Genomic DNA, 2,317 nt, shown 5'->3' with positions numbered 1-2,317 from the left:
AAATCGAGGTCGAGCGTCAAGCGCACATCTTGACCCGCTTGAACAGGCTTTTCACCGAGAATTCGATCGATTTGACCAGAACCATCGACTTCAACTTGCTGCCCGCCTCGCTCCCCGCGCAATTGCTCTTCAGAGACGGCTTCGATTCCTGCTTGCCCAACGATGTCTCCCAAGCTGTAGCCTTGATCTTTGAGCTTGGGAAATGCTTCGTCTGTAATTTCCCCGGTGTAGCCCAAAACATGAGCCGCTAAATCACCGTTGGGGTAATAGCGAATCGGTTCAATGTCCACCTCAATTCCAGGCAGTTCGCTCTTATGTTCTTTGAGCGCCGTAATTTGCGCCGGATTTAATCCTCGTGCCAGCCGAACCAAAGTTGCAGAATTATTTCCAGATTGGTCTAGCCGCTTTTGAATCTCCGCTTCTGAAAGATTGAGGAGTTGCGCTAACTGTTTGCGAGCGTTTGTCCAGTTTGATTTTTCAACAGCGATCGGATACAGGAAAACTGAATAGGAAAGGCGACTGCCCGCCAAAATTCGATTGTTGCGATCGAGAATTTCACCGCGTTCTGCCTGCTTGGGAATCAGCCGAATTCGATTTTCATCCGCAAGCTGACGATTGCGTTCTCCTTCTCCAATTTGCAAATAGAAAAGGCGACTACCTAATCCCAATAGGAAGGTGAATGTAATGAAAACGACAAGCATCAAAGCCTGTTTTTGCCTGCCAACTGTACGAGCCGAGCGGAAGCGAGCCGAATTAGCAGTTCGAGTGGAAAAATCAATCAAAGTCATGCAGAAGGAGATTGGTTGAGGGTTAGGGCGATCGCAAAAGCTGAATTTGTTTGCAAGAAGCGCAGCACACAACAGCCCTATCTTCTATTGAAATAAGGCTGAGGAGTGTTACAACGCATTCTAGTTTCTCACCACGAGGATGAAATCAAAATGAAATTCGTTTTCTCCAACTTAATTTCATCTGACAGCGTAAACTAAAATGATTATCAGTCTTGCTGCTCTTTGTGCGAAACATTGAAAATCATTCTCGCTCTTGCGCTAATTTGTAAATCGCTAACTTCGTTTCTACAACTCACCGCTGAGCGATTTTTGAAAGTCGCTGAGTAGCATAGAGCGCCTCATCAAATCTAAAGTTTTTAGCAATCTGTCCGCTCTTCTGAACGGGCAGCGGTTTGAGGACTACAAGCAGCACACCCGCACCGGGGCTAACGTTTACGATCAGCAATAGCGACACGTCAGTCAGCACAGCGGGTGACCTACTGACAACATTTGTGCAGTTGAACATGGGCACGATCGGCTAACCGCCGTCGCTGACTCGATCGAAATGACCAGCAGGGGACGCAGCAGGCTTGCAGCATCCCTTTCTTACTGGCTTAAAAGCGGTGGATCGCGCTACTGCCGAATTTCTTGCATGATGTCAAGCGATTGCTGATATCCCACCTGATCGCCCTGCTGCTGAAACAGCGCGGCGGCCTGTTGCAAATCAGCGATCGCACGAGTTGAATCACCCGCCGCATAGTACGCTAGGCCGCGCCGCCCAAATGCTTCGGCAAATGAGGCATCGCGATCGATCACCGCTGTAAAGTCTGCGATCGCCTCTCGGTGATCATTCAGGCTGTAGTGGGCGAGGCCGCGATTGAAATAGGCGTCAACGAGGTTTGGATCAATTTCCAGGGCTTGGTCGAGTTTTGCGATCGCGCCTGGAAGATCGTTCTGCATTGCCAGCGCGGTTCCCCAACGGGCATAGGCATCGGCGTGATTGGGATCAAGCTCGATCGCCTGCTCAAATCCCGCGATTGCGGCGGGTGTGTCTCCGGTAATCGCGTAGGCCAAGGCGCGATCGCAGTAGGCATCGACGAATCGCGGATCGAGTTCGATCGCTTCAGTGAAGGATTCGATCGCGCCTTCGACATCGCCTTGATTGAGGCGATCGGCTCCCTGAGCGTATTGCGTTTGCGCTGCATTGGGGGCAGCCGTCTCGATCGCTTGGGCGGGCAATCCCAAAAATGCAGTAGTGACCGCTATCAAACCTGCTGCTAGAACGTTGTGAACCAGTTTCATTCACTCACCTCCGGGTTGGCGCAGTTTTCAACCCCACCATAACAGTTGCAGTTTGAGTCGAAAGAATGGGCGAGATGAATTGCTCTGGCACACTGTCGCTCTTACTACAGTTGCAGTTTCAGCCGCCTAGCCAACCTAGTGCAGTCTTAAGAGACCTATTTTGCACAAGCAGCAGCCAATCGATAAGCTATTACTTATCCCAAAGATGCTTTTGATCATGTACCCACCGCTGTTTGTTCGACCGTTAA

The 2,317-nt window shown here is 50.4% G+C and carries 2 protein-coding genes and 1 pseudogene; 1 reads left to right on the top strand and 2 read right to left on the bottom strand.

The genetic code is table 11. The annotated features are described in order from the left end of the window. Positions 1-701 (bottom strand): annotated as a pseudogene (locus H6F67_RS25485) (penicillin-binding protein 2); the annotation flags it as partial. 479 nt (positions 702-1,180) lie between these two features. Here H6F67_RS25485 and H6F67_RS28260 point away from each other — a divergent pair. Continuing rightward, entirely contained in the window at positions 1,181-1,309 is a 129-nt protein-coding gene (locus H6F67_RS28260) for a hypothetical protein (RefSeq protein WP_277874630.1), read from the top strand. A 91-nt stretch (positions 1,310-1,400) separates the two neighbouring features. On the opposite strand, the gene H6F67_RS25480 is transcribed toward H6F67_RS28260, so the two are convergent. Beyond that, the gene (locus H6F67_RS25480; RefSeq protein WP_190769464.1) at positions 1,401-2,069 is read right to left on the bottom strand and encodes a tetratricopeptide repeat protein; all 669 of its coding nucleotides are present in this window, start codon (positions 2,067-2,069) and stop codon (positions 1,401-1,403) included. Positions 2,070-2,317 lie beyond the last annotated feature (248 nt).

It is taken from the genome of Microcoleus sp. FACHB-1515 (assembly GCF_014696105.1).
Taxonomy (GTDB): Bacteria; Cyanobacteriota; Cyanobacteriia; order Elainellales; family Elainellaceae; genus JAAUTJ01.
Note: the sequence above shows the minus strand (reverse complement) of the source record. Positions and strands in the feature narration are given on the sequence as shown.

Bases quoted from the DNA above. Each gene is read 5' to 3' on its own strand.
- H6F67_RS25480 (WP_190769464.1), bottom strand. From the start codon at position 2,069: ATGAAACTGGTTCACAACGTTCTAGCAGCAGGTTTGATAGCGGTCACT.